This is a genomic window from Escherichia sp. E2562, assembly GCF_005781075.1.
Lineage (GTDB): Bacteria > Pseudomonadota > Gammaproteobacteria > Enterobacterales > Enterobacteriaceae > Escherichia.
Genome location: NZ_VATM01000019.1, coordinates 24,755 through 48,066, shown reverse-complemented (window position 1 = coordinate 48,066; position 23,312 = coordinate 24,755). Strand labels below are relative to the sequence as shown.

Annotated in this window: 21 protein-coding genes; 6 read left to right on the top strand and 15 right to left on the bottom strand. The window is 51.3% G+C overall.

The features are described from left to right. Positions 1-158: 158 nt before the first annotated feature. From FEK43_RS19635 to zapE, 4 genes are all read right to left on the bottom strand, one after another. A complete protein-coding gene (locus FEK43_RS19635; protein ID WP_135407985.1) occupies positions 159-953 on the bottom strand; it encodes a DUF695 domain-containing protein in 795 nt (264 codons plus the stop codon). Between the two features lie 156 nt (positions 954-1,109). Continuing rightward, a complete protein-coding gene (gene rpsI / locus FEK43_RS19630) occupies positions 1,110-1,502 on the bottom strand; it encodes a 30S ribosomal protein S9 (RefSeq protein WP_000829818.1) in 393 nt (130 codons plus the stop codon). A 15-nt stretch (positions 1,503-1,517) separates the two neighbouring features. Next, entirely contained in the window at positions 1,518-1,946 is a 429-nt protein-coding gene (gene rplM / locus FEK43_RS19625; protein ID WP_000847559.1) for a 50S ribosomal protein L13, read from the bottom strand. A gap of 219 nt (positions 1,947-2,165) precedes the next feature. Further along, positions 2,166-3,293, bottom strand: a complete 1,128-nt coding sequence (zapE, locus tag FEK43_RS19620) for a cell division protein ZapE (RefSeq protein WP_135407988.1) — start codon at positions 3,291-3,293, stop codon at positions 2,166-2,168. A 193-nt stretch (positions 3,294-3,486) separates the two neighbouring features. Here zapE and zapG point away from each other — a divergent pair, with 193 nt between their 5' ends. From zapG to degS, 3 genes are all read left to right on the top strand, one after another. Next, entirely contained in the window at positions 3,487-3,885 is a 399-nt protein-coding gene (gene zapG, locus FEK43_RS19615; RefSeq protein ID WP_010345273.1) for a Z-ring associated protein ZapG, read from the top strand. 154 nt (positions 3,886-4,039) lie between these two features. Continuing rightward, positions 4,040-5,407, top strand: a complete 1,368-nt coding sequence (gene degQ, locus FEK43_RS19610; protein ID WP_130204532.1) for a serine endoprotease DegQ — start codon at positions 4,040-4,042, stop codon at positions 5,405-5,407. A gap of 89 nt (positions 5,408-5,496) precedes the next feature. Further along, the gene (gene degS / locus FEK43_RS19605) at positions 5,497-6,564 is read left to right on the top strand and encodes an outer membrane-stress sensor serine endopeptidase DegS (protein ID WP_064529496.1); all 1,068 of its coding nucleotides are present in this window, start codon (positions 5,497-5,499) and stop codon (positions 6,562-6,564) included. 62 nt (positions 6,565-6,626) lie between these two features. Here degS and mdh read toward each other — a convergent pair whose 3' ends face one another. Continuing rightward, entirely contained in the window at positions 6,627-7,565 is a 939-nt protein-coding gene (gene mdh, locus FEK43_RS19600; RefSeq protein WP_064529495.1) for a malate dehydrogenase, read from the bottom strand. 434 nt (positions 7,566-7,999) lie between these two features. On the opposite strand from mdh, the gene argR reads away from it, so the two are divergent. Both argR and yhcN read left to right on the top strand, forming a co-directional pair. Continuing rightward, the gene (gene argR / locus FEK43_RS19595; RefSeq protein ID WP_064529494.1) at positions 8,000-8,470 is read left to right on the top strand and encodes a transcriptional regulator ArgR; all 471 of its coding nucleotides are present in this window, start codon (positions 8,000-8,002) and stop codon (positions 8,468-8,470) included. 365 nt (positions 8,471-8,835) lie between these two features. Next, entirely contained in the window at positions 8,836-9,099 is a 264-nt protein-coding gene (yhcN, locus tag FEK43_RS19590) for a peroxide/acid stress response protein YhcN (protein ID WP_000695690.1), read from the top strand. A gap of 55 nt (positions 9,100-9,154) precedes the next feature. On the opposite strand, the gene FEK43_RS19585 is transcribed toward yhcN, so the two are convergent. From FEK43_RS19585 to aaeX, 4 genes are all read right to left on the bottom strand, one after another. Then, a complete protein-coding gene (locus tag FEK43_RS19585; protein ID WP_001028998.1) occupies positions 9,155-9,427 on the bottom strand; it encodes a barstar family protein in 273 nt (90 codons plus the stop codon). A 252-nt stretch (positions 9,428-9,679) separates the two neighbouring features. Continuing rightward, entirely contained in the window at positions 9,680-11,647 is a 1,968-nt protein-coding gene (gene aaeB, locus FEK43_RS19580; protein WP_130204530.1) for a p-hydroxybenzoic acid efflux pump subunit AaeB, read from the bottom strand. 5 nt (positions 11,648-11,652) lie between these two features. After that, positions 11,653-12,585 carry a p-hydroxybenzoic acid efflux pump subunit AaeA gene (gene aaeA / locus FEK43_RS19575; RefSeq protein WP_130223742.1) on the bottom strand — a complete coding sequence of 311 codons (933 nt, stop codon included), beginning with the start codon at positions 12,583-12,585 and terminating at the stop codon, positions 11,653-11,655. Positions 12,586-12,592: 7 nt separating this feature from the next. Further along, positions 12,593-12,796, bottom strand: a complete 204-nt coding sequence (aaeX, locus tag FEK43_RS19570) for a p-hydroxybenzoic acid efflux pump operon protein AaeX (protein ID WP_000051841.1) — start codon at positions 12,794-12,796, stop codon at positions 12,593-12,595. Positions 12,797-12,978: 182 nt separating this feature from the next. On the opposite strand from aaeX, the gene aaeR reads away from it, so the two are divergent. Then, positions 12,979-13,908 carry an HTH-type transcriptional activator AaeR gene (gene aaeR / locus FEK43_RS19565; protein ID WP_000440317.1) on the top strand — a complete coding sequence of 310 codons (930 nt, stop codon included), beginning with the start codon at positions 12,979-12,981 and terminating at the stop codon, positions 13,906-13,908. 79 nt (positions 13,909-13,987) lie between these two features. On the opposite strand, the gene tldD is transcribed toward aaeR, so the two are convergent. The 6 genes from tldD to mreC form a co-directional block, all read right to left on the bottom strand. Continuing rightward, the gene (gene tldD / locus FEK43_RS19560) at positions 13,988-15,433 is read right to left on the bottom strand and encodes a metalloprotease TldD (RefSeq protein ID WP_130204524.1); all 1,446 of its coding nucleotides are present in this window, start codon (positions 15,431-15,433) and stop codon (positions 13,988-13,990) included. Between the two features lie 339 nt (positions 15,434-15,772). Beyond that, the gene (gene yhdP, locus FEK43_RS19555; RefSeq protein ID WP_135407992.1) at positions 15,773-19,573 is read right to left on the bottom strand and encodes an AsmA2 domain-containing protein YhdP; all 3,801 of its coding nucleotides are present in this window, start codon (positions 19,571-19,573) and stop codon (positions 15,773-15,775) included. A gap of 66 nt (positions 19,574-19,639) precedes the next feature. Then, on the bottom strand, positions 19,640-21,109 hold the full coding sequence (rng, locus tag FEK43_RS19550; RefSeq protein ID WP_000123197.1) for a ribonuclease G: 1,470 nt from the start codon (positions 21,107-21,109) through the stop codon (positions 19,640-19,642). Further along, on the bottom strand, positions 21,099-21,692 hold the full coding sequence (gene yhdE / locus FEK43_RS19545; protein ID WP_135407994.1) for a nucleoside triphosphate pyrophosphatase YhdE: 594 nt from the start codon (positions 21,690-21,692) through the stop codon (positions 21,099-21,101). The genes rng and yhdE overlap by 11 nt, the downstream gene beginning before the upstream one ends. Before the next feature lie 8 nt (positions 21,693-21,700). Further along, on the bottom strand, positions 21,701-22,189 hold the full coding sequence (gene mreD, locus FEK43_RS19540; protein ID WP_130204518.1) for a rod shape-determining protein MreD: 489 nt from the start codon (positions 22,187-22,189) through the stop codon (positions 21,701-21,703). Then, positions 22,189-23,259, bottom strand: a complete 1,071-nt coding sequence (mreC, locus tag FEK43_RS19535) for a rod shape-determining protein MreC (protein WP_135407996.1) — start codon at positions 23,257-23,259, stop codon at positions 22,189-22,191. The genes mreD and mreC overlap by 1 nt, the downstream gene beginning before the upstream one ends. Between the last annotated feature and the right edge of the window lie 53 nt (positions 23,260-23,312).

Below are 23,312 nucleotides of genomic sequence, written 5' to 3'. Positions count from 1 at the left end.
AAAATGAGCAATACCCGACATTTGGGCAGAAAATTGGATGATAGTTTACCAGATTTTGCGACCTTTGTGGTGAGTCGATGCCGGAAATGGGGAAAAAGAGATGTTCCTTAGTCTGAAATGCTTGACTTAATCCCCACCAGAAATGTTGTCTATCTCTTTTACGCCGTTGCTATCGGTGCGCCCCAGCCATCAAAACTACCGCCATGCTTTTCAGCCAAATCGGTAAGCTGACATGTAATTTCGGTCATATGCCATTGTTCAGGAGCATCAGTGTTCGTAAATGACGCCATATACCCTGGTTGTTGGTCGTTCATCCGAATGCTCACCAGCGTAATGCCATATGGCAATTCCGTCACGTCCTCCGCAAAAGCGCGTGCAGCAGCTTCTGTCGGCAATGTCGCGTAGTAATCAATGGTGCGTGGAAGAGTCAAATCGTCACCATGTTCCAGCAGCCCACGGCATACGCGGGCATCGTGTATCCAGTTCCAGTCATATTTCGACGGGTACAGGAACTGGCGATAGTAATTTCCGTTATCGTTTTTACTCATACTATAGCTGCAAGAGACTTCCGGGCCACCCGCGAGCAATTTATCCAGCGTTCTTTCCCAGTCCAGATCTTTTTCCGACTGGAAAACAAAATCGCGCCAGCCCTCTTGTGTTACCACCCCCACCAACCAAATCGGTAATGCCTTGCCCCTCTCCTCAAGCCAGTCCTCTATACGATTTAAACGTTGTGTTTCATCAGGCTGCGGTAAACCGTTTTCATAACAATGGGTATAACGCACACGAAAGAACCATGTGTGGTTAAGTCGATCAAATCTTTCGTCCTGAATGGCGCCGATATCAACACGTATGCCCGTGACATGGTCATCCACTGTTGTAATAAAGAACTCCCATTTATTCGACAACGTTAAAGATTCTTTCTTGTTAAACAATGCATTAAATAATCCCATCGCGATATCCTTTTCTACAGTACGTGGAAAATACTATTAAAAAGAGAATAATGCTGAAGAGAGAGGGAAAAGAGGCTGGAATCGGACTTTAGCCATAAAAAAACCCGCCGAAGCGGGTTTTTTTCGCAAATTGTATTCTGCCGAAGCAGAAAGCAATTAACGTTTGGAGAACTGCGGACGACGACGTGCTTTACGCAGACCGACTTTCTTACGTTCAACCTGACGAGCGTCACGAGTAACGAAGCCAGCTTTACGCAGTTCAGAACGCAGGGATTCGTCGTACTCCATCAGAGCGCGGGTGATACCGTGACGGATCGCACCAGCCTGACCAGAGATACCACCACCTTTAACAGTGATGTACAGATCCAGTTTCTCAACCATGTCGACCAGTTCCAGCGGCTGACGAACTACCATGCGGGCAGTTTCACGACCGAAGTACTGTTCCAGAGAACGTTGGTTGATAACGATTTTACCGTTGCCCGGTTTGATGAAAACGCGAGCTGCGGAACTTTTGCGGCGACCAGTGCCGTAGTATTGATTTTCAGCCATTGCCTATAATCCCGATTAGATGTCAAGAACTTGCGGTTGCTGTGCCGCGTGGTTGTGCTCGTTACCCGCGTAAACTTTCAGTTTACGGAACATAGCACGACCCAGCGGGCCTTTTGGCAACATGCCTTTAACCGCGATTTCAATCACACGCTCAGGACGGCGAGCAATCATCTCTTCAAAGGTCGCTTGTTTGATACCACCGATGTGACCGGTGTGGTGATAGTACACTTTGTCAGTACGCTTGTTGCCGGTTACAGCAACTTTGTCAGCGTTCAGAACGATGATGTAATCACCGGTATCTACGTGCGGAGTGTATTCCGCTTTGTGCTTACCGCGCAGGCGACGAGCCAGTTCAGTAGCCAGACGGCCCAGAGTTTTACCGGTCGCGTCAACAACATACCAGTCGCGTTTTACGGTTTCTGGTTTAGCTGTAAAAGTTTTCATTAAAAGCTTACCCAATAAATAGTTACACGTTGGTGAACACCCAAACGTCTTCAATTGTTGAGGTTCACACGACAAAGTCCGGCAAACCTACCCCTTCGAATAGCCTATGCCAGCACACAAAAAGTTTCGGGAAAAAAAACTTTCTTGTAACGTGGGGTCGCAGGATTATAGAGAAGTCGGGGTCAAAGATCGACCCCTTTTTGTGATTTATGGCAGGTTTTACCCCGCCAAATGCTCGCGCTTCAAATACTCTTCGCTCTGCATCTCTTGTAGACGTGACAGGCAACGCTGGAACTCAAACTTCAGTCGCTCGCCCTGATAAATTTCATACAAAGGCACTTCTGCGCTCACCACTAATTTGACATGGCGCTCGTAAAACTCATCCACCAGCGCAATAAAACGTCGCGCTTCGCTCTCCATCAACCGCGTCATGACTGGCACATCAAACAACATCACTGTGTGAAAGAGGCGTGAGAGCGCTATATAGTCATGCTGGCTGCGGGCATCGACACACAAGGTGGTAAAAGAGACGGCAAGCGTCTGATTCTCAGCGCCCATTGTCGCCAGCGGGCGATGGTTGATTTCTAACGTCGGTGAATTTTCGCGTTTCGCTCCCGCCAGCACCAACCAAAGTTTATCCATTTGCGCACGGGTTTCATCATTGAGCGGCGACAGCCATAAATGCGCCTGGGTAAGCGTTCGTAGTCGATAATCGACGCCTGCATCGACATTCATTACATCGCAATACTGTTTAATGGCGTCGATAGCCGGTAGAAAACGCGCTCGTTGCAGGCCATTACGATAAAGCTCATCAGGCGGAATATTTGACGTTGCGACCAGCGTTATTCCGCGAGCGAACAGGGCTTTCATTAAACCGCCAAGCAACATGGCATCGGTAATATCCGAAACAAAAAATTCATCAAAACAGAGGACATCGGTTTCTGCTTTGAAGCGATCGGCAATAATTTCCAGCGGGTCAGTCTGCCCCTGTAATGCAGTCAGTTCTTCATGCACGCGCAGCATAAAACGGTGAAAGTGCAGGCGCTGTTTCCGCTCACCCGGCAAACTTTGATAGAAAAGGTCCATCAGCCAGGTTTTCCCGCGTCCTACACCGCCCCACATATATAAGCCACGCACCGGCGCACTGCTTGCCTCTTCGCGCTTACCCCACAGTTTACCGACTCGCGCCATTAACCCACTCGCCCTCGCAGTGGGCGGCGTGCTGTTGATTAATTCCTGGTAGATAATCTCCAGCCGACTGACGGCCTCTTTTTGTACGTCGTCAGGTTGATGGCTGCCCTCATTGAGCGCCTTCAGGTATTGCGATGTCGGGGTAACGCTTTGCATGATGTTCTTGTTATTCCTTGAATAATCGGTGTGCCGTTGTTCACGGTTGACGAAAAAAAGGCCGTTCTACACTACGCGATATGCAGTCGGGATTCCACTTCTGTGGAATTAACGGTTATAGTGGCATAATCAGCCGCAGGCATGGAGCCTGAAGCCAACACCCTACGGAAACAAAAGACAACGGGAGATGTTCATGACCTGGGAATATGCGCTAATTGGGTTAGTCGTCGGCATCATTATTGGTGCTGTGGCCATGCGTTTTGGTAATCGTAAACTACGCCAGCAACAGGCGTTGCAGTACGAACTGGAAAAAAATAAAGCTGAACTGGACGAGTATCGCGAAGAGTTGGTTAACCACTTTGCCCGCAGCGCGGAATTACTGGATACCATGGCGCATGACTATCGCCAGTTGTATCAACACATGGCGAAAAGCTCCAGCAGCCTGCTGCCGGAACTGTCCGCAGAAGCAAACCCGTTCCGTAATCGTCTGGCTGAGTCTGAAGCCAGCAACGATCAGGCACCGGTGCAGATGCCACGCGACTATTCTGAAGGCGCATCTGGCCTGCTGCGCACTGGCGCAAAGCGCGACTAATTTATTTTGCGGGCGCAGCCATTGCGCCCTCCTCTTCTCTCCCTCCCCGACTATCATTTAATCTGGTGTCTCATTGTTAGCCGTCTGAAAATTCAATAACATCAAACTGTTTTGAATCTCTTTTTCTTATCATTCAGGTACGAGAGCAGGAATAATGAAAAAACAAACCCAGCTGTTGAGTGCATTAGCGTTAAGTGTCGGGTTAACTCTCTCGGCGCCGTTTCAGGCTGTCGCGTCGATTCCCGGCCAGGTTGCCGGTCAGGCGCCATTGCCCAGCCTGGCCCCGATGCTGGAAAAAGTGCTTCCCGCGGTGGTAAGCGTGCGAGTTGAAGGGACTGCCAGCCAGGAACAGAAAATCCCGGAAGAATTCAAAAAATTTTTTGGCGATGATTTACCGGATCAACCTGCGCAACCCTTTGAAGGTTTAGGCTCCGGTGTCATCATCAATGCCAATAAAGGTTATGTGCTGACCAACAATCACGTCATCAATCAGGCACAAAAAATCAGTATTCAGCTCAATGACGGACGCGAGTTTGATGCGAAGTTGATTGGCAGCGACGACCAGAGCGATATCGCCCTGCTACAAATTCAGAATCCGAGCAAATTAACGCAAATCGCCATTGCCGACTCCGACAAACTACGCGTCGGTGATTTTGCCGTCGCGGTCGGTAACCCGTTTGGCCTTGGGCAAACCGCGACTTCAGGCATTGTTTCCGCATTAGGTCGCAGCGGGTTAAATCTCGAAGGTCTGGAAAACTTTATCCAGACCGATGCTTCCATTAACCGGGGTAACTCCGGCGGTGCGCTGTTAAACCTTAACGGCGAGTTGATTGGTATTAACACCGCAATTCTTGCCCCTGGCGGCGGTAGCGTCGGGATTGGCTTTGCTATACCCAGCAATATGGCGCGTACCCTGGCGCAGCAACTTATCGACTTTGGTGAAATTAAACGCGGTCTGTTAGGCATTAAAGGTACCGAAATGAGTGCCGATATCGCCAAAGCGTTTAATTTAGATGTGCAACGTGGCGCGTTTGTCAGTGAAGTACTGCCTGGTTCTGGCTCGGCGAAAGCGGGCGTAAAAGCAGGCGATATTATTACCAGCCTCAACGGCAAACCGCTCAATAGCTTCGCCGAGTTGCGTTCCCGCATCGCCACCACTGAACCTGGTACTAAAGTGAAGCTTGGCCTGTTACGTAACGGCAAGCCGCTGGAAGTGGAAGTGACGCTTGATACCAGCACATCGTCTTCAGCCAGTGCAGAGATGATTACACCGGCGCTGGAAGGCGCAACGTTGAGTGACAGTCAGCTAAAAGATGGCGGAAAAGGCATTAAGATCGACGAAGTTGTCAAAGACAGCCCCGCCGCTCAGGCAGGTTTACAGAAAGATGATGTAATTATTGGCGTGAACCGCAATCGGGTGAACTCGATTGCTGAGATGCGCAAAGTACTGGCAACCAAACCGGCAATTATTGCCCTGCAAATCATGCGCGGTAATGAGAGCATTTACCTGCTAATGCGTTAATGTCATAAACCGGGCATCAGGCTGACGTGTGATGTCCGGTTAACTCGTGATATGCTGCTGCCGTTCCCTTTTTTAATGACGCCTCCATCATGTTTGTGAAGCTCTTACGATCCGTTGCGATTGGATTAATTGTCGGTGCTATTTTGCTGGTTGCCATGCCTTCGCTGCGCAGCATTAACCCGCTTTCCACACCGCAATTCGACAGTGCCGACGAGACGCCTGCCAGTTATAATCTGGCGGTCCGCCGCGCCGCGCCAGCTGTGGTAAATGTCTATAACCGTGGTTTGAACACATCCTCACACAACCAGCTTGAGATCCGTACGCTAGGGTCAGGTGTGATCATGGATCAACGTGGTTATATCATTACCAATAAACATGTAATCAACGACGCCGATCAGATCATCGTCGCCTTACAGGATGGTCGTGTATTTGAAGCGCTGCTGGTTGGCTCTGATTCACTGACCGATCTGGCGGTGCTCAAAATTAATGCCACTGGCGGTTTACCCACCATTCCAATCAATTCTCGTCGCATACCGCACATTGGCGATGTAGTGCTGGCGATCGGTAACCCGTACAACCTCGGGCAAACCATTACCCAGGGGATTATCAGCGCCACGGGTCGCATCGGCCTGAACCCGACCGGGCGGCAAAACTTTCTGCAAACCGATGCATCCATTAACCACGGCAACTCCGGCGGTGCACTGGTGAACTCGCTGGGCGAACTGATGGGCATCAACACACTGTCGTTTGATAAGAGTAACGATGGCGAAACTCCAGAAGGCATCGGTTTTGCCATTCCCTTCCAGTTGGCAACCAAAATTATGGATAAGCTAATCCGCGATGGACGTGTTATTCGTGGCTATATCGGTATTGGCGGCCGCGAAATCGCACCATTACACGCGCAAGGTGGTGGTATCGATCAACTGCAAGGGATTGTGGTTAATGAAGTGTCACCTGATGGCCCGGCGGCTAATGCCGGTATCCAGGTCAACGATCTGATTATCTCGGTGGACAACAAACCTGCAATCTCCGCTCTGGAGACAATGGATCAAGTGGCAGAAATTCGACCAGGTTCGGTGATTCCGGTGGTGGTGATGCGTGACGATAAAAAACTGACATTGCAGGTCACTATTCAGGAATATCCAGCGACCAATTAAGTCGTGCGCTCAAAACAAAAAACCGGAGACGTTGCTCCGGTTTTTTATTATTCGTTAATCAATTACTTATTAACGAACTCTTCGCCCAGGGCGATATCTTTCTTCAGCGTATCCAGCATTCCTTCCAGCGCGTTCTGTTCAAATGCGCTCAGAGTACCGATGGATTTACGCTCTTCTACGCCATTTTTACCCAGCAGAAGCGGTTGAGAGAAGAAACGAGCATACTGGCCGTCACCTTCAACGTAGGCACATTCAACGACACCTTTTTCGCCTTGCAACGCACGAACCAGAGACAGGCCGAAGCGTGCAGCTGCCTGGCCCATGGACAGGGTTGCAGACCCGCCACCGGCTTTCGCTTCAACCACTTCCGTACCCGCGTTCTGGATACGTTTGGTCAGATCAGCAACTTCCTGCTCGGTAAAGCTTACGCCAGGAACTTGAGACAGCAGCGGCAGAATGGTAACGCCAGAGTGACCGCCAATAACCGGAACTTCAACTTCACCCGGCTGTTTGCCTTTCAGTTCAGCGACAAACGTATTAGAACGGATGATATCCAGCGTGGTGACGCCAAACAGTTTGTTCTTGTCATACACACCCGCTTTCTTCAGCACTTCCGCAGCGATTGCTACCGTGGTGTTTACCGGGTTTGTAATGATACCGATGCACGCTTTCGGGCAGGTTGTCGCAATTTGCTGTACCAGATTCTTCACGATACCGGCGTTGACGTTAAACAGGTCGGAACGATCCATCCCGGGTTTACGCGCTACACCTGCGGAGATTAGAACCACATCAGCGCCTTCCAGCGCAGGGGTCGCATCTTCACCAGAAAAACCTTTGATTTTCACAGCAGTAGGGATATGGCTCAGGTCGACGGCCACACCGGGAGTGACTGGAGCGATATCATACAGGGAGAGTTCTGAACCTGAAGGCAGTTGGGTTTTTAACAGTAATGCAAGCGCCTGGCCAATACCGCCAGCAGCGCCGAGGACTGCGACTTTCATCCTAAACTCCTTATTATATTGATAAACTAAGATATGTTGCTCCGCTGCCGCGACCTTAATCCACAAATTAACAGTTTACAATGACCACTTCTCAAGAATGTGTAGTCACGCAAATTTGGCGTTTATGCATTTAATTGACGTAATCAGGAACCTAACTTACGTAATTAACAGCCGCTTATGCATCAGAGCAACATTCCAACAGGTGGTGACAATATACCCTACCGTTCAGCCAAAACAACATCAATTTGATAACAATTAATTTACTTTTAAGCGGAATTTGCGCGCCGTGACGCAGGCATGTTTCTCAATCACGAAATTTGATAAAATCCCGCTCTTTCATAACATTATTTCAGCCTTCTCCAGGGCAGACTGTTTGCATAAAAATTCATCTGTATGCACAATAATGTTGTATCAACCACCATATCGGGTGACTTATGCGAAGCTCGTCTAAGCAAGAAGAATTAGTTAAAGCGTTTAAAGCGTTACTTAAAGAAGAGAAATTTAGCTCCCAGGGCGAAATCGTCGCCGCATTGCAGGAGCAAGGCTTTGACAATATTAATCAGTCTAAAGTCTCGCGGATGTTGACCAAATTTGGTGCTGTACGTACCCGCAATGCAAAAATGGAAATGGTTTACTGCCTGCCAGCTGAACTGGGCGTACCAACCACCTCCAGTCCGTTGAAGAATCTGGTGCTGGATATCGACTACAACGATGCTGTTGTTGTAATACATACCAGTCCTGGCGCGGCGCAGTTGATTGCGCGTCTGCTGGACTCTCTGGGCAAAGCAGAAGGTATTCTTGGCACCATCGCAGGTGATGACACCATCTTTACCACCCCTGCTAAAGGTTTCACCGTCAAAGACCTGTACGAAGCGATTTTAGAGCTGTTCGACCAGGAGCTTTAATCTCTGCCCCGTCGCTTCTGGCGGCGGGGAAAATATTGCATTCTCCATTCATCGCCCTGCTTCCCCATGCCATTCATTTAACGAATAGTGCGTTTTATAGCGACAAAACATTCACACAACGAATACACAGAGCAAAAAACGCACATTTTGCAAAAACACATATCTTATTGAAATAAATGCAATTTCCACTAAACACCCGTATTTTTAATTCACTTTTGTTATAAAAATTAATCTTTTTAACAATTCTCCCTCAATAGAAACAGTTAGCGTGGTATTAATTAGCTCAATAATTAGTGTATACTTAATTTTGTGATATGGGTCACGAAACAAAGGCCCAGCTAAAAGATTATGTCGAGGTAAAAATCATGAAAATCAAAACCACTGTTGCTGCATTAAGTGTGCTCTCTGTTCTCTCCTTCGGTGCTTTCGCTGCCGATTCCATTGATGCTGCACAAGCACAAAATCGTGAAGCCATCGGCACCGTGTCCGTCAGCGGTGTAGCATCTTCTCCAATGGATATGCGTGAAATGCTGAACAAAAAAGCGGAAGAGAAAGGCGCGACTGCTTACCAGATTACCGAAGCGCGTAGCGGCGATACCTGGCACGCCACAGCTGAACTGTACAAATAAACCCTCATCGTCTTGTCCGACGACATTGCCCCCGGTTTGGGGGCTTTTTTTTGCGCTAGTGACGAACATTAAAACGCAAATGCCCTTCCAGCTCTTCCTCCGCCTCATCAAACAGCAATATTAACGCGCCAAAACGCCGACGCGTTTTTTCTCCCAGATGAACAAATTCGATCTCCAGCGGTAGCGGCAGAACATCGTTCATTAATACATCCCACAGTGAGTCGAGATCGCGCACCTTATCTTTCGCCAGACCAAAGGTTTGGCGAAAGTCGCGATAAAAGTCCTCCTGACTCTCAATCTCATCAAAATCAAAGCTATAGATATTCATCTGTTGCCACCGTCACGTTTCGCGGCGAGTTCTGCCGTTCATCGCTAAGTATAGACATGAAAAAACCGACGCTTTTGGCATCGGTTTCTGATTACTGACAAAGTGCACTTTGTTCATGCCGGATGCGGCGTGAACGCCTTATTCGGCCTACCAGGGGGTGCAAATTCAATATAGGCCTGATAAGCGTAGCGCATCAGACAATTTGGAGTATGTCAGCAATCTCAACCGACACCTTTTGGCGTCGGCTTTGACTTAATTATCGGTTAGCGCGTGCTGGTATTTATGCAGCATACCGGTAAGCCGATGCACCGGTTCCGTGACCTGCGGCGGCGCTTGCCAGATGCGTAGTTTTTCCTGGTAGATATCCAGTTCTTCCAGCAACTGACCGAAGTAACGACGGCGTTTGTCATCGCTGCGGGCAGAAATCACATGGTCCGCTGTGCGGCGCATTTGTCGGTGAAATGCCGATAAATCATCATTCACGGGTATCGGCGCATCACGCAATCGCTGGTGAGCGATAATCATCGTTAACGCCAGGCGAAACTTCGGCAAATCGCCGGGAAATTTATTCATCAGCAAAAACAACTGCTGATAAAGCGCTGGCAGATGGTTCTCTTTACGCCGGGCGACATTGGTGGTCATCGCGGAAACAGCGGCAGAAACAAACTGATTAAGCAGCACGCGTCCTGTCCTGTCGCGCGATTTATCCCGCACCAGTAGAATGACGATGAACGCCAGCACACAGCCCACGATTTGCCCCAACGCGCTATCGAGAAACTGACTGAACTGAAAGGTCATCGGGTTATCCAACACGATAATATTAATCGTACTGGCCAGCGCGCCCATCGATCCCAACCGCCGTTTCTGCACTTCAATACCAAGGAAAAATCCCAGCACCGCCAGGCTAAGGCACAGCAGCAACATACTCTGTTGGGTATTGGGGATAATCACCAAAAAATAGAGCAGCCCTAACGGTAGCGCCGCTACCGTGCCGTAGATAAAGTCGATCGCCACCATGCGTGGATTAGGTAAACGCATTGCCAGCGACGTTACGACGGCAATCATCACCATTGCGCCACTGCCGGAGGTCCATCCGGTCCACAGCCAGAACAAAGTCCCCAGCATGCAGGACAGCGTGGTACGCCAGAAGTTGACCATTGCATGATGGCGCTCGGCGGATTCTACTTTTACTTCCGGCTCACCTTGCAGGATCTCTTCTTCAGTGGCGTTAATTTTGGTGTTACTGATAACGCCTCGCTTGAGCAACTGATAACGCGTTGCCGCCGCAACCCAGCTATAAATAGTGATGGGTGTTTCACGTTCCCCGGTCCAGGCAATCACTCGCCGCAGGCGTTTTAGCTGCTTATGGACGTCCTGCGCAGTTTCTACCGGCGTGTCAAAAAATTCGCGGAAGGTATCAGTGATCAACTCCGGGCGCGAGTTCTGAATGAGATAAGTTTCGCAGGACTGGGTGATCAGCGTCAGCGACAACGTGTTGATCGCTTTTAAACGCCGATTGGCACGCGCCCAGCGGGAAGATTCCATGTTCAGATTGCTACGCATCCCTTGCAGCGCCGTGGTGCGGCGAACCAGGTCGCCCCAGGCCTTATCAACAATCTCGCCATCACCATGTTTGATGCATAATTGCATTAGTTGATATTGCGCCACCAGCAAACTTTCCAGCTCTCGATCCACTTCTTGTTTGATCGATCGTGGAGAAAAGAGCAGATCCGCCACAATAGCACACACAATACCAATGACGATTTCACTACAACGTTCAACGGCAAACTGCGGCGTCAGCAGCGGTTCTGGCTGAATGGTGATCACAATGATCAGCGCTGTATAACCGGCAAGCCCCCACGCATAGGAGTTCTCTACTCGTACCAGCGAGGAGAGCCAGGTACAAAAACCGGCCCAGATACAGCACACCAGAATCATCAACAATGGCGCACGGATCATCGCAATGATGATCACCAGCCCGGCAATACAACCGATAAATGTACCGATGATGCGCAAAAAGCCGCGATAGCGGATGGCGCCAGAGTACGGTTCGCCACCGGCGGCAAAGGCAGGACCGGCGGCAACAATCGCCGCAGTCAGAACAGCCCAGCGTGGTGTTTCAAGCTGAAAATGAAAGCCAACAAACAGCGCCAGCACAATGGCGGTCGCCAGTTTTACCGCGAAGCGAATATGTTGGTTAGCAATGGAGAAAATACCCATCGTGATTAACCAAACTCACGCAGGCGATGGGCCATTTTACGGAAGAACGAATCCTGGCTTTCATCGCGATCTTGTTTACCCGTAACCACCACAGTAGCGGTAGTCCCCGCAGGCCAGATGTTATCTTGCTGGTTGTCGAGACGAATACGTACCGGGACACGTTGCGCCAGACGCACCCATTCAAGGTTGGAATCGATGGTCGCCATCCCTTTGTCGTCACGCGTACTGCTGGCGTTAGTGACCCCAGCGGCAACACTATCGACAGTCCCTTTCAGCACTTTATTGCTACCAAGCGGCGTAATTTCTGCGCGATACCCAGAACGTACCCCTTCCAGCTTGGTTTCTTCCATATAGGCCAGCACATAGAAGGAGTTCTGTTTCACCAGCGCTACAGCCGTTGAACCACGCGTAATAAATTCACCGGTATAGACGTTGAGGTTGGTCACCCAGCCATCTGCTGGCGCGCGGATCACGGTACGTTCAAGATCCAGTTTTGCCAGATCGCGGGTTGCCTGAGCTTTCGCTAACTGATGCAGGACTGTTTGCAGCACGTTATTGGCCTGGTCTATCTCTTCGCGAGACATCGCCTGTATGCCGAGACGGTTGCGACGTCCAGCTTCCTGGCGTTTTTCCTGCGCCAGTACCTGATAATAGGCAACATCAGCTTCTGCTTCTTCGAGGGCCTTTTGGTAGCGTGGTTGGTCGATGGTGAACAGTACCTGTCCTTTTTTCACCAGCTGGTTATCATGAACATTCACTTGGGTGATGAGTCCGGAGACATCCGGCGCAATCGCGACCACATCGGCGCTAAAGCGCGCGTCACGCGTCCACGGAGATTCGGTGTAATAGACCCAGGCATTAAAAATTGCGATGAAGGCCAGAATGACTAATACGACCGTGATGGCCGTACGGGAGAATTTTCTTATTAGCGTTTTCACTTCAACCTCAAACGAACAGTCGCGATATCAAATAAAACAAACAGCAATAGAGCGCGGTGTTGAACAGCGCCGGATGCCAGACGAAGTCGTAGATACCTGTTGGCACAAGGACCCGGCGCACCAGCCAGAAAATCGCCAGTGATAAAAGCAATTCGAAAAATATCGGTGGGAAGGACAGCCCAAACACCACGATAACGGGAAACAGACTCATGTTGACCTTGGTTGTATAGAGAGAGCAGGTGTTATTATTTTCAGCATCTGTCGCCGCAGAGAAGGGCATAGAAAGCCGGGCGAGAGCAACATTGCTGTAGATTGATATTTAATATATTAGCGTAACTGTTATGCTGTTATCTATATTATGTGATCTAAATCACTTTTAAGTCAGAGTGAATAATGGAACGACTAAAACGCATGTCGGTTTTCGCCAAAGTGGTTGAATTTGGTTCGTTTACCGCCGCCGCCAGACAGCTTCAAATGAGCGTTTCATCTATCAGTCAGACGGTGTCTAAACTGGAAGATGAGTTGCAGGTAAAGTTGTTAAACCGCAGCACACGCAGCATTGGCCTGACCGAAGCAGGTAGAATTTACTACCAGGGCTGCCGTCGGATGCTCCATGAAGTGCAGGATGTCCATGAGCAACTGTATGCCTTCAATAACACGCCTATCGGGACGCTGCGCATTGGCTGTTCTTCAACTATGGCTCAAAATGTTCTCGCTGGGCTGACGGCAAAAATGTTGAAAGAGTACCCTGGTTTAAGCGTCAATCTGGTTACCGGAATTCCTGCACCCGACCTGATTGCCGACGGTCTGGATGTCGTGATCCGCGTCGGCGCGTTGCAGGATTCCAGCCTGTTTTCCCGCCGTCTGGGAGCGATGCCGATGGTGGTGTGCGCCGCTAAAAGCTATCTCACACAGTATGGCATACCGGAAAAACCCGCCGATCTAAGTAGCCATTCATGGCTTGAGTACAGCGTGCGTCCGGACAATGAATTTGAACTGATCGCGCCAGAAGGGATCTCGACTCGCCTCATCCCACAAGGACGGTTTGTCACTAACGATCCAATGACGCTGGTGCGCTGGTTAACGGCTGGCGCTGGGATCGCGTATGTGCCGCTGATGTGGGTGATCAATGAGATCAATCGTGGGGAGCTGGAGATCCTGCTGCCGCGTTATCAGTCGGATCCACGCCCGGTTTATGCACTGTATACCGAAAAAGATAAGCTGCCACTGAAGGTGCAGGTCGTGATCAACTCACTGACGGATTATTTTGTCGAGGTCGGTAAGTTGTTTCAGGAGATGCACGGGCGCGGGAAAGAGAAGTAATTCATGTGCGTGCCGGATAAGGCGTTTACGCCGCATCCGGCAACCAATGCCTGATGCGACGCTTACCGGCCTGGATAGATTACGCGGTACCGCCAACGGTCAGGTTGTCGACTTTAAGCGTCGGCTGGCCCACGCCAACTGGCAAGCTCTGCCCTTCTTTACCACAGACACCCACGCCGTTATCCAGTTTCAGGTCGTTGCCCACCATCGAAATTTGCTGCATGGTTTCGATACCGGAACCAATCAGCGTTGCGCCTTTCACCGGTTTCGTCACTTTACCGTTTTCAATCAGATACGCTTCTGAGGTGGAGAAGACAAATTTGCCGGAGGTGATATCCACCTGACCGCCGCCGAAGTTCGGCGCATAGATGCCATACTCGACGGATTCAATGATTTCCTGCGGCGTCGATTTACCCGGCAGCATGTAGGTGTTGGTCATACGCGGCATGGGCAGGTGTGCATAGGATTCACGACGACCATTACCGGTCGGCGCCATACCCATTAAGCGAGCGTTGAGTTTATCCTGCATGTAACCTTTCAGGATCCCATTTTCAATCAGCACGTTGTACTGACCCGGCGTACCTTCGTCATCAATCGCCACCGAACCACGGCGATCAACCATCGTGCCATCATCCACTACCGTACACAGTTCAGATGCTACCAGTTCGCCGACCTGGCCACTAAAGACCGAAGTGCCACGGCGGTTGAAGTCGCCTTCCAGACCGTGACCTACCGCTTCATGTAACAGCACGCCCGGCCAACCTGCGCCAAGTACTACCGGCATGGTGCCCGCAGGCGCGGCAACGGCAGAAAGATTGACCAGCGCCATACGCACTGCTTCTTTCGCCCATGCATCCGCACGGACTTCACCGTCTAGATCGGCAAGGAAAAATTCATAACCAAAACGACCGCCGCCGCCGCTGGCACCGCGTTCGCGTTTACCATCTTCTTCGACCAGAACGCTTACTGAGAGGCGCACCAGTGGACGGACATCTGCCGCCAGGGTGCCGTCGGTGGCCGCAACCAGAATTAATTCATAGACGCCACTGAGGCTGGCAGTCACTTCCTGTACGCGTTTGTCGGCTTCACGGGCAACTTTATCGACGCGACGTAAAATATCCAGTTTCTCCTCGCGGCTCATGCTTTGCAGCGGATCAAGCGAGGTATACAGCGGGCTATGCTCTACCGCGCCCAACGTCTGTACTTTGCCATCACCACTGTCACGGACAATGGTACGCGCCGCTTGTGCGCTCTGTTCCAGGGCCAGCAGGCTGATTTGGTCGGCGTAAGCAAAACCGGTTTTTTCACCGCTGACTGCACGCACGCCGACGCCCTGATCGATGTTGTAAGAACCATCTTTGATAATGCGGTCTTCTAAAACCCAGGATTCGTGATAGCTCGACTGAAAATAGAGATCGCCGTAATCGAGGCGACGTTCGGCCAGTTGACCGAGAATCGCGAACAAATCCTGATGTTTCAGGCCGTTCGCCGCTAGCAATTGTTCACTTACCAGGTTCAGACTCATCGTTTTTGTTACTCGTTAGTTACTTCGGTAGAGGATTTTTTACGGCTGTCGGATGCGGCGTGAACGCCTTATCCGACCTACGGTTATGTTCCGGTTTGTAGACCTGATAAGACGCACAGCGCCGCATCAGGCAACGGCTGCCGGATGCGGCGTAAACGCCTTATCCGGCCTACGGTTATGTTCCGGTTTGTAGGCCTGATAAGACGCACAGCGTCGCATCAGGCAACGGCTGCCGGATGCGGCGTAAACGCCTTATCCGACCTGCGGTTATGTTCCGGCTCGTTGGCCTTTGGCAACGATTATCTAATGAGATTGGGGCAATTACGCGCCATCGTCAAATCATTGCGCTTTTTCTTTACGCGGTTGGCGCAATACTTCGTTGATTTGCGGAGCGTCCAACGGACCAGAAATGTGGTAGCGCAAAATGGAGACTTTGCTCCACAGCGGCCCCAGCACTTTACTGGCAGCAAACACCGCCGCACCGACAATGGGGTTAACCGCAAAGGCCGCAGCCACACCCACCGTCGCGGAAATTTCTGGTGCGACAACCGCCTCCATATTCAGATCGCGGCGTACCAGATTTACCGACCCTTTCATGGCGATATCCGCTTCCAGTCCATCCACCAGCGTGTCATCAGTGTGCATAACACCGTCTTTAATCCACGCCGTGCTGCGAATGGAGTCAAAATAGAAACCTTCGCCAAAGGTATCCCTGAAATCAAAGCGCAGCTTTCGCATCAGAGCATCGACGCTCAATAAGCGCAGCAATTGCCCGGCATGTCCGGTGCTGATGTCGGTAATTTCACCTTTGCCCAGTTGAGTATGGATGATGCCATTCAACGTTGCCTCATCCGGCTGCCACGGCGTTTTCCGCCAGTGTAAATCGTAGTCCACATTAAATGACGACTGGCGTATTGGCGTCGTGACACCAAAAAATTCAGCAGCGGCATCAATTTTCTGCCCGCGTAATTTTCCTTTCAGCGAGGTACGTTCATTCCCCGGAGTGTTAACCCATTCACCCTCGGCAGTAAGCCGCGAGAAACCGGTATCAATCAGTCCATTAGCCAGCGTTAACGTATCGCCAGAAATGGTGATATCGCTGTCGATGCGCCCAAATTTTTGCCCCCAGAACCAGCACTCTGCGCAACGTATTTGCGCATTCGGCCAACCACGGAAGCTAATGCGCTCCGTAGTTGGGAAAGGTGACGACGGCGTGGAGTCACCACTGGTTTTCGCCACGCTGGGGTTGTAATAGAGATATTTAATCGTCGCCAGCCACGGCGCGTTATTGCGCATTGCCAGCGTAGCGTTGATTTCACGTCCTTGCGCCTCGACCTGAGTGCCATTTGCCATCGGTTGCGAAACAATACTCAGGTTATTCCATTGCTGATTTCCCAACGACAACGCTGGCGTACGCAACGTAATGTGCTGGGGAAAACTCACCGCACTACCGACTTTATCCGTCGCGCCTTTCTGGAAAAGCGCCAGCCACTCGGCACCATCCATCGATGGCATATTTAACTCAACACCGCTTTGTTCCGGTAACGGTGGAAGCGTTTTACTGTCTGCCGCCCAGATAGCGCGATCGAGCGTCAGTTTTTGACCGAGCAACCAGCGGCTGTTGAAATGGTTATCCGCGCCAGCCTGTCCGGTTAATTCAAAGCTATTGAGGTTGCCATCGACCTTAATGTTAACCGGCAGCGATTCGCCAGCGGGTTTGGCTAACGGCGAAGGTAAGTGACTACTCACATTCTTCAGATCACCGTTCAGTTCTACGTTATACGTTGCGCCAGCATGATAAGGCAGCTCAATGCCCACTTTACCATCCCAGGCCACGCTGCCGCTTAACGCTTCATTCACCGCTTCAGGCAGAACGTCAGTTTTCGCTGGCTGCCAGTTACCGTTGAGATTCACCGCGACCTGGTAGGCTTTCGCCCCTTCTTTGGTGGAAAAATCCACGTTCAGTGGCTGATTAAACCAACTTGCTGTCAGTGGTTCGCTTTGCAGATCGCCATTGATAAAGCTGAATTTACCGCTCAAATTTTTCAGTGTGCTATCAAGTGGTTTGATAAACAGACTGTTATTACGCAGCGTCACTTCGCCTTTCGCTGTAACCAGTTCGCCGTTCAATGGGATATCGAGATGTAAGCGAGCATTCACATCGCCGTCGAGCTGGAGTTCTTGCAGGGTTGCTCCCAGAGAGTCTTTCAGCGGCGTCTCATCAAAGTAAGGACCAACCGCCTTGCCCGGACCTTTAATGTCAGCATCAATCAGCAATTTTTCTTTCGAGTAGTCAGGGATCACTGCGGTGAGATTACTCGCGCGCACGCCGCCCAGATTGACGCCATCGGTTTTCATCCATAAACCGTCGTTTATGAAGTCCAGTTCAATATCGAGATTAGTTAACGCTGGCCAGTCCGGCTGGAAGGCAAACTTCGCGTTACGCAGCGGCACCAGCACCTCAAACTGACCTTCGTTGTGTTTATAGGGGAAGAGTTGCGGATTGCCGCCATAAACCAGCGTCGCGTTATCCGCTTCACCGCCCTGAATTGCGCCACTTAAGTAATCGACTAACTCTTTCCCCATCAGATTTTCTGGGAAATAGCGCCACGCTTGTGAACCATCATCGGTGCTGATACCCGCCAGAATGCCCAGCCAGGGTTCATCATTAGTCGGTTGCAGGTAGCGGAAACCGCCACGTGCATGGACGGCTTTGGCTTTAACATCAATGTTGCGGCCATCAAGCTGGAAACCTTTGTCGTTATTCAGCCAGCTTAGGGTCGCCTTACCGTCAGCAATTTCCAGCGGTGCGCGGAAAACTGTTTCGTAAGGCATTTTCGCCTGTTTCATGGACGCGGTCAGTAAACCATTTTCTACACTACCGGAAAGCGTCCCGGAGAAATGTTCCGCGCCCGGCAGTAATTTCCATTGCTTCCAGGCCAGATCGCTCCACGATGCCTGAAAGCGAGTCTTGTCTGCTGCCTGAAGCGGGATATCCAGCGCCAGGGTGTTGATCTTGCCGCTCGGTTGCGTAGACCGCCAGATGTCGCCCAGCGCAGGTGAAAGTTTTGCTGCCAGCGGACGAATACCTTCCAGCCCCGCCAGTTCCAGATTGCTGGCGCGAATCCGCAGTTCGTCACTGCGTTTATTATTCTTTCCACCAACATCCTGTTCCGGTATCCAGGCCAGCGTCAATGCCCCACTCGGCCAGCGTTTGCCATCCATCGTGATGCGGGTATCAGGAATAGAAAACTGCCAGCCGGGATGTTCACGCGTAATGTGTGCGGTGAGATTATCTACCGCCAGTGAATGCGTTTGCTTCTCGCCCAACCAGCTGGCACCGCCCTGTTTCAGCCAGACGTCACCGCCGGTTACATCGCCTTTGTCGATCGTCATCCAGCCTTCGAGGGAGAACTGCGCCGTTTCCAGCGCAATGTTGTCCTGCATCCATTTACCCAGCCACGGCTTCAGGTCAATATCATCAGCCTGTAGCCAGACGCGACCGTTGCTTAACAGCCCTTCGTCATCACGCAAATCCATGCGAACTTGCATCACGCCGTGCTGCCCGGTGAGGCTGGAGAGACTTACCTGGCCTTCCGCACGGTGTCGACGCGGATTGTTAAGCCAGGTGAGTTGCGGGATCGCCAGTTCGGCGCGCTGACCGGATGGCGTGAGGAAACTGACTTCGCTGTCGCGGAGATCGAAGTGATCAAACTGACGAAGAAACAGGTCGCTGATGTGGCTGGCTTCCAGACCATCATTGCCACCACCGCTGGTGATGGGCGTATTGGTGCGGAAACGCAGTTGCCAGAAAGTCAGATCGCGAAACTGCCAGCGCATATGCAGCAGGCTCTGCCAGACATCCAGCGCCAGAGTGACGCGTTTGACAGAAAACTCACCGCCATCTTTCAGTTCCGCGCGAATGTCGCGCGCTTCAAGCGTGGGGCCAAAATTCTGCCAGCTGGCGGAAAGCTGGCTGGCTTCTACCGGCATGCCGGTAGCGGATTCAATTTTATTGAGGATTTCTGGACGCCAGGCATCAAGATGCGGCAAAGCAATACGCAGGCCGCTGACCAGCAGCGCAGCGATCACAACGAGCGCGGCTCCAGTAAGCAGTAAAATCCCCGGCAATCGCCTCACCCGTCACTCCTTGTCTGCTAAAAATGTGACTCAAAAAACTTTGCCGGATGGCGGCCCAGCATTTGTTTACATCATGACAACGTCAAACTGCTCCTGGTTGTAGAGCGGTTCGATTTGTACTTTAACCTGCTTACCCACAAAAATTTCCACTTCCGCCAGCGAGTGCGACTCTTCACCTTTCAAGGCCTCGGCAACTGCCGGAGAAGCATAGACCAGGAAACGGTCGGAGTCGTAAGCATGGTGCACGCGAACAATCTCGCGCATGATTTCATAGCATACCGTTTCCACGGTTTTCACCGTTCCGCGACCGTGGCAAGTTGGGCATTCGTTACACAGTACGTGCTCAATGCTTTCGCGGGTGCGTTTACGTGTCATTTCCACCAGCCCCAGCGCCGAGAAGCCGTTAACGCTGGTTTTCACCCGGTCTTTGCTCAACGCCTGTTCCAGCGAATGCAGTACGCGGCGACGGTGATCCTCATTATTCATGTCTATGAAATCAATAATGATAATCCCACCCAGGTTGCGTAACCGCAACTGACGAGCAATAGCCTGCGTCGCTTCAATATTGGTATTGAAGATGGTGTCGTCCAGATTGCGATGACCGACAAACGCCCCGGTATTGATGTCCACGGTGGTCATCGCTTCGGTCTGGTCGATAATCAGATAACCGCCAGACTTCAACTCAACTTTGCGTTCCAACGCTCGCTGAATCTCGTTTTCGACGTCAAAGAGATCGAAAATCGGCTGGCGCCCCGTGTAATGCTCCAGCTTGCTGGTCATCTCGGGGATGTATTCCGAGGTGAACTCAAGTAATGCTTCGTAAGTCAGCCGTGAATCAACGCGAATGCGGTCCAACTCGGCATCGGCAAAATCACGCAGCACACGCTGCGCCAGCGCCAGTTCACCGTACAGTTGATAACGCGTCTGTGGGCGCTTTTTACGCTCCATGACTTTGGTCCAGACACGCTTCAGATAAGCGGCATCGGAAGCTAGTTCAGCTTCGCCTACACCTTCTGCCGCGGTACGGATGATAAATCCGCCCTGCTCGTCGCAATACTCGGCGACCACTTTTTTCAGGCGTTCACGTTCGGATTCACTTTCGATACGTTGGGAAACCCCAACATGAGACGCTCCTGGCATAAACACCAGATAGCGAGATGGCAGCGTGATATCCGTGGTCAGGCGCGCGCCTTTGGTACCAAGCGGATCTTTCACCACCTGTACCATCAGATCTTGCCCCTGACGGACCAGTTCCGAGATGTCACGCACCGTAAATTGTTTTTGTTCCTCACCTGCCACACATTCGGTGTGCGGCATGATGTCAGAAGCGTGTAGAAACGCAGCTTTATCCAGCCCAATATCTACAAAAGCCGCCTGCATACCCGGAAGTACGCGACTTACACGACCCTTGTAGATATTGCCTACTATTCCGCGTCGCGCCTCACGTTCAATATGAATTTCCTGCAGAATACCGCCATCAATATACGCCACTCGTGTTTCCGAAGGCGTTACGTTTACCAACAATTCAGCCGTCATGTTTATCCCTTTTCTCACGCAGTGCGTTAAAATTACTCAATAATTCACACGTTTCAACCAGCGGTAAGCCGACTACGGCGTGATAGCTGCCATTTATCTTCCTGACAAAACAACCACCAAGCCCCTGAATACCGTATGCACCTGCTTTATCTAACGGTTCACCGCTGGCGACATAGCCCGCGATATCTTCATCTGTTAACGTTCTGAAAGTCACATCGGTCACCACCAGGCAATCGAGAATGTACTGGCTGTCGGCCATCGCCACTGCCGTCATTACCTGATGGGTCTGCCCCGATAATTTGCGCAACATCTGCCCCGCATGATCGGCATCGCGCGGTTTCTCCAGTACTTCGCCGTTCAGAATCACAATGGTATCCGCACCCAACACCGGGAGATCCTGCGCCGTTTGCGCGACGCCCGCCTGAGCTTTCTCGCGCGCCAGACGCACAACGTATTGCTGAGCGCTCTCCTGCGGAAAGCGTTGCTCCTCAATGCCCGTAACGATACGTTCGAAGGAAACGCCAAGTTGCGCAAGTAACTCCTGCCGACGCGGAGAACCGGAAGCTAAATACAGAGAAGTCATAGAAACCTTTATTGCACTGCAAACTGCTGACGAATTTTGCGCATCAGCATGAAAATCCACGGCCAGAGCACACCATTGACTACACTACTCCAGAACACTTCCGGTCTGAAAGAGACGTTGATCACTAAAAACTCTGCCCAGAAAACAATAATATCCACAACCAACGAAAGCAACATGACAACCAGCGCCTGCTGCCACAATGCCAGATTACGGAAAAGCTGGAATTTCAGCGCGACCAGATAAGCAATGATACTCATCGATAACGCCCGTACACCGAGCGTGGAGCCACTGATCAGATCCAGTATGGCACCCATCACAAAACCTGTGCCCACATTTACGCGATGGGGCAAGGCGAGGCTCCAATACAATAAGATGAGCAAAACCCAGTTAGGCCGGAAAACGATAAGATTATCCGGCCAGGGCATAATTTGCAGTAATAACGCAATGAGGAAAGAGAGCCAGATAACCCAGCGCCCCTGGCTACGATAGCTCGCCACTATTGCCCTCCTGGCGTACGCGCAGGTGGTTGAGTACCACTCTGCGGCGGCGTAGCCCTTTGTGGAGAGCGGTCAGCGGCAGTACCTGTTGCAGGTTGCTGCGGGCTTGGCTGGGTAATTCCCGATGCCGGTTCAGGCAGTTTTGGCCCCATTGCATCTGGCGAAGGCAACACCTGCGGCATCATTTGCATCAGGCGTTCATTAGCAACGCGATGCACCTCTTCCGGCGTCATCGGGTTGGCCCCGTTACGATCCGCCCCCCACAACAGAAGCAGATAACGTAAACGTTGCAGTCCCGCAGTCGGACGCGCCTGAATCACGGTATATGCGCGCTGGGTATCGAGTTTCACGGAAGAGACAACCGCCACCGGATAACCTTCCGGGAAACGACCGCCCAGACCTGAAGTCACCAATACATCACCAACACGAATATCAGTATTCGCCGGCAGGTGCTCAAGCTGTAAATCATCAGTACAGCCATTACCCGCCGCGATAACGCGGATATCATTACGCAGCACCTGAATCGGCAGCGCATGGGTCGCGTCGCAGATCAGCAGTACGCGGCTGGTCAGTTTTGCGACCGCCACCACCTGGCCGACCACACCTTTATCGCTAATGACTGGCTGGCCTTCGTAAACACCGTTGACACTGCCTTTGTCAATAACAACCTGATCGCTGTACGGATCGTTAACAGTAGAGATAACCTGGGTCACCATCTTCTGTTCGTCCTGACGCAGCGGAGAACCCAGAAGCTCACGCAAGCGCGCGTTCTCCTGTTTATATTGTCCCAACATCAGCAGATCGCTGTTTTTCAGCAGCAACTCCTGACGTAACGCCCGGTTTTCAAGTTCTAGTTGATCACGCGAGGCCAGCGTCTGCGATACGCCATCCAGCAATTCACGAGGAGCATTGGAAATAAAGTAGAAAGGACTGACAGCGGTATCCATATAGGTACGGATTTGACTGAAAGTCCCCAGGCGGCTGTCGGCAATAATAATGCCGAGCGCCACCAGCACCGCCAGAATAAGGCGAATCTGTAGCGACGGGCCACGGCTAAAAATTGGCTTCATAAGTTATGCGTATTCTCGTATCAGACCAGGCAGGATAAACAAACGCTTCCCCT

What these genes read in the sequence shown, in the direction of transcription:
- yhcN (WP_000695690.1), top strand. Translation starts at nt 8,836, where the DNA reads ATGAAAATCAAAACCACTGTTGCTGCATTAAGTGTGCTCTCTGTTCTC.
- FEK43_RS19635 (WP_135407985.1), bottom strand. Translation starts at nt 953, where the DNA reads ATGGGATTATTTAATGCATTGTTTAACAAGAAAGAATCTTTAACGTTG.
- argR (WP_064529494.1), top strand. Translation starts at nt 8,000, where the DNA reads ATGCGAAGCTCGTCTAAGCAAGAAGAATTAGTTAAAGCGTTTAAAGCG.
- zapE (WP_135407988.1), bottom strand. Translation starts at nt 3,293, where the DNA reads ATGCAAAGCGTTACCCCGACATCGCAATACCTGAAGGCGCTCAATGAG.
- zapG (WP_010345273.1), top strand. Translation starts at nt 3,487, where the DNA reads ATGACCTGGGAATATGCGCTAATTGGGTTAGTCGTCGGCATCATTATT.
- FEK43_RS19585 (WP_001028998.1), bottom strand. Translation starts at nt 9,427, where the DNA reads ATGAATATCTATAGCTTTGATTTTGATGAGATTGAGAGTCAGGAGGAC.
- tldD (WP_130204524.1), bottom strand. Translation starts at nt 15,433, where the DNA reads ATGAGTCTGAACCTGGTAAGTGAACAATTGCTAGCGGCGAACGGCCTG.
- rng (WP_000123197.1), bottom strand. Translation starts at nt 21,109, where the DNA reads ATGACGGCTGAATTGTTGGTAAACGTAACGCCTTCGGAAACACGAGTG.
- mdh (WP_064529495.1), bottom strand. Translation starts at nt 7,565, where the DNA reads ATGAAAGTCGCAGTCCTCGGCGCTGCTGGCGGTATTGGCCAGGCGCTT.
- rplM (WP_000847559.1), bottom strand. Translation starts at nt 1,946, where the DNA reads ATGAAAACTTTTACAGCTAAACCAGAAACCGTAAAACGCGACTGGTAT.
- aaeX (WP_000051841.1), bottom strand. Translation starts at nt 12,796, where the DNA reads ATGAGTCTGTTTCCCGTTATCGTGGTGTTTGGGCTGTCCTTCCCACCG.
- degS (WP_064529496.1), top strand. Translation starts at nt 5,497, where the DNA reads ATGTTTGTGAAGCTCTTACGATCCGTTGCGATTGGATTAATTGTCGGT.
- degQ (WP_130204532.1), top strand. Translation starts at nt 4,040, where the DNA reads ATGAAAAAACAAACCCAGCTGTTGAGTGCATTAGCGTTAAGTGTCGGG.
- yhdE (WP_135407994.1), bottom strand. Translation starts at nt 21,692, where the DNA reads ATGACTTCTCTGTATTTAGCTTCCGGTTCTCCGCGTCGGCAGGAGTTA.
- aaeR (WP_000440317.1), top strand. Translation starts at nt 12,979, where the DNA reads ATGGAACGACTAAAACGCATGTCGGTTTTCGCCAAAGTGGTTGAATTT.
- aaeB (WP_130204530.1), bottom strand. Translation starts at nt 11,647, where the DNA reads ATGGGTATTTTCTCCATTGCTAACCAACATATTCGCTTCGCGGTAAAA.
- rpsI (WP_000829818.1), bottom strand. Translation starts at nt 1,502, where the DNA reads ATGGCTGAAAATCAATACTACGGCACTGGTCGCCGCAAAAGTTCCGCA.
- mreC (WP_135407996.1), bottom strand. Translation starts at nt 23,259, where the DNA reads ATGAAGCCAATTTTTAGCCGTGGCCCGTCGCTACAGATTCGCCTTATT.